Genomic DNA, 3,135 nt, shown 5'->3' on the forward strand with positions numbered 1-3,135 from the left:
TGATCGTCATGATCATGCCCAGTGTTGTTGTTGGTGGTGCGGACTCTCAAGCGTGAGGTAAGGGCAATTCGTGGATGCCTTGGCGCATACAGGCGATGAAGGACGTGGCACGCTGCGATAAGCTGCGGTGAGGTGTGAGCAACCTTTGACCCGCAGATTTCCGAATGGGGAAACCCACCTATCCCGTTTAACTTCGCATTCAGGTAACTGAGTGCGACGCTAAATGGGGTTAGGTATCACTTAAGTGAATACATAGCTTTCGTGAAGCGAACCCGGCGAACTGAAACATCTCAGTAGCTGGAGGAAAAGACATCAACCGAGATTCCGTTAGTAGTGGCGAGCGAACGCGGACCAGGCCAGTGCCTGAATTTCAACTAGCAGAACACTTTGGAAAGAGTGGCCATAGCGGGTGACAGCCCCGTATGCGAAAGTGAGAATTCAGGACTCGAGTAGGGCGGGACACGTGTAATCCTGTCTGAACATAGGGGGACCACCCTCTAAGCCTAAATACTCGTATGCGACCGATAGTGAACTAGTACCGTGAGGGAAAGGTGAAAAGCACCCCGATGAGGGGAGTGAAACAGTACCTGAAACGGATTGCCTACAAGCAGTTGGAGGGTCCTTGAGGCCTGACAGCGTACCTCTTGCATAATGGGTCTGTGACTTAATGTATCAAGCAAGCTTAAGCCGTTAGGTGTAGGCGCAGCGAAAGCGAGTCTGAATAGGGCGCCAGAGTTTGATGTATTAGACCCGAAACCCGGCGATCTATGCATGACCAGGATGAAGGTGCAGTAACATGCACTGGAGGTCCGAACCGATTAACGTTGAAAAGTTACCGGATGAGTTGTGCTTAGGGGTGAAAGGCCAATCAAGCCGGGAAATAGCTGGTTCTCCGCGAAAACTATTGAGGTAGTGCCTCGGATGGACACCCTAGGGGGTAGAGCACTGGATGGTTGCGGGGGTCGCGAGACCTACCAACACTAACCAAACTCCGAATACCTAGGAGTGATATCCGGGAGACAGACGGCGGGTGCTAAGGTCCGTCGTCAAAAGGGAAACAGCCCTGACCTACAGCTAAGGTCCCCAAGTCGTGTCTAAGTGGGAAAGCATGTGGAACTTCCAAAACAACCAGGAGGTTGGCTTAGAAGCAGCCATCCTTTAAAGAAAGCGTAACAGCTCACTGGTCTAATCAAGAGGTTCTGCGGCGAAGATGTAACGGGGCTCAAGACACGCACCGAAGCTTAGGGTGTGCCATTTATATGGTACGCGGTAGCGGAGCGTTCCGTAAGCCTGAGAAGCGATCTGGTAATGGGTCGTGGAGGTATCGGAAGTGCGAATGCAGACATGAGTAGCGATAAAAAGGGTGAGATGCCCTTTCGCCGAAAGACCAAGGGTTCCTGCGCAAGGCTAATCCGCGCAGGGTGAGCCGGCCCCTAAGACGAGCCCGAAGGGGGTAGTCGATGGGAACCACGTTAATATTCGTGGGCCTGGTGGTGTGTGACGGATCTCGTGTGTTGTCGTCCCTTATCGGATTGGGACGGCCTCGAAGAGGTCCCGGGAAATAGCCCCACCGTATAGACCGTACCCGAAACCGACACAGGTGGTCAGGTAGAGTATACCAAGGCGCTTGAGAGAAGTGTCCTGAAGGAACTCGGCAAATTGCCTCCGTACCTTCGGAAGAAGGAGGCCCAACATAGGCGCAAGCTCTTGTTGGGGGCACAGGCCAGGGGGTAGCGACTGTTTAGCAAAAACACAGGGCTCTGCTAAGTCGGCTTCAAGACGACGTATAGGGCCTGACGCCTGCCCGGTGCCTGAAGGTTAAGTGGAGGGGTGCAAGCTCTGAAATGAAGCCCAGGTAAACGGCGGCCGTAACTATAACGGTCCTAAGGTAGCGAAATTCCTTGTCGGGTAAGTTCCGACCTGCACGAATGGCGTAACGACTTCCCCACTGTCTCCAGGACATGCTCAGCGAAATTGAATTCCCCGTGAAGATGCGGGGTTCCCGCGGTTAGACGGAAAGACCCCGTGCACCTTTACTGCAGCTTCAGAGTGGCATTAGGAAGAAACTGTGTAGCATAGGTGGGAGGCTTTGAAGCGTTGGCGCCAGCTGACGTGGAGCCATAGGTGAAATACCACCCTGTTTGTTTCTGATGTCTAACCTCGATCCATGAAACTGGATCAGGGACCCTCTGTGGCGGGTAGTTTGACTGGGGCGGTCGCCTCCTAAAGAGTAACGGAGGCGCGCAATGGTGGGCTCAGGACGGTTGGAAACCGTCTGTTAGAGTGCAATGGCATAAGCCCGCCTGACTGCGAGACTGACAAGTCGAGCAGAGACGAAAGTCGGTCATAGTGATCCGGTGGTCCCTCGTGGAAGGGCCATCGCTCAACGGATAAAAGGTACGCCGGGGATAACAGGCTGATAACCCCCAAGAGCTCATATCGACGGGGTTGTTTGGCACCTCGATGTCGGCTCATCACATCCTGGGGCTGGAGCAGGTCCCAAGGGTTTGGCTGTTCGCCAATTAAAGTGGTACGTGAGCTGGGTTCAGAACGTCGCGAGACAGTTTGGTCCCTATCTGCCGTGGGCGTCGAAATTTGAGAGGAGTTGACCCTAGTACGAGAGGACCGGGTTGAACATACCTCTGGTGTACCTGTCGTTCTGCCAAGAGCGCAGCAGGGTAGCTATGTATGGACGGGATAACCGCTGAAAGCATCTAAGCGGGAAGCCTCCCTCGAGATAAGATTTCATAGAGCCGTCAGAGACCATGACGTTGATAGATCGGATGTAGAAGTGGAGTAATCCATGGAGCTAACCGATACTAATTGCTCTATTCGCGCTTGAGAGTCCCACCATCAATGACAATCCTGGGAAATCCAGATGTCGCAGATGGCGGATGATCAAATGCAACGCCTGATTAACAACTACCATCTTCAGAACGACGTAAAGCGTGCACTGATTTTAAGATACGAACCCAACTTCGCTGTTCACCGGCTCCATTGCTTGGTGGCTATAGCGTCAGTGCCCCACCCGATCCCATCCCGAACTCGGCCGTGAAACCTGACTGCGCCCATGGTACTATCGCTTAAGCGATGGAAGAGTAGGTCGTCGCCAGGCATTGAAGCCGGTGAGCAGCA

General features: G+C 53.5%; 2 rRNA genes. Both read left to right on the plus strand.

The annotated features are described in order from the left end of the window. The first annotated feature begins 47 nt into the window (after positions 1 to 47). Positions 48 to 2,843, plus strand: a 23S ribosomal RNA gene (locus tag L8G49_RS20885). 157 nt (positions 2,844 to 3,000) lie between these two features. Further along, a 5S ribosomal RNA gene (gene rrf, locus L8G49_RS20890) occupies positions 3,001 to 3,115 on the plus strand. The last annotated feature ends 20 nt before the right edge of the window (positions 3,116 to 3,135 follow it).

The organism is Sphingomonas sp. CARO-RG-8B-R24-01, assembly GCF_022662295.1.
Lineage (GTDB): Bacteria > Pseudomonadota > Alphaproteobacteria > Sphingomonadales > Sphingomonadaceae > Sphingomonas.